The sequence below is a fragment of the Streptomyces sp. 4F14 genome, assembly GCF_048159485.1.
In the GTDB taxonomy this organism is placed as follows: domain Bacteria; phylum Actinomycetota; class Actinomycetes; order Streptomycetales; family Streptomycetaceae; genus Streptomyces.
In genome coordinates, this window is the sequence record NZ_JBLRVY010000351.1 from 1 (window position 1) to 328 (window position 328).

General features: G+C 65.5%; 1 protein-coding gene. It reads right to left on the reverse strand.

The annotated features are described in order from the left end of the window. A partial coding sequence (locus tag ACLZOT_RS51070) for an NAD(P)-binding protein (protein WP_416976125.1) occupies window positions 1–267 on the reverse strand: 267 nt, incomplete at its 3' end. Between the last annotated feature and the right edge of the window lie 61 nt (window positions 268–328).

The following is a 328-nucleotide window of genomic DNA, read 5'->3' on the forward strand; positions in this document are numbered from 1 at the left end:
GCGCAGGTCCTCTCCTGTGACGTCCCGGCCGACCTCGACGTTCCCGAAGAAACGTACGCCGGGCAGTCGCAGCACCTTCTCCAGCACAGAGATCAGTTTCTTCATCTTCAGATGATCCGGGGCCACCCCGTATCGGAGGAGGCCGTACGGAGCAGGCAGGCGTTCGAACACGTCAACAGCCATGCCGTACGTCCCGGCCAGAGTCTGAGCCGTGTACAGGCCGGAGGGCCCGGCTCCGATCACGGCGACATGCCGATGCGGCGGCATCCGGCTCACTCTCCTTGTCGACAGGGGATCCCGGGAGATCCCGGTGGCGGGGTTTCCCTGG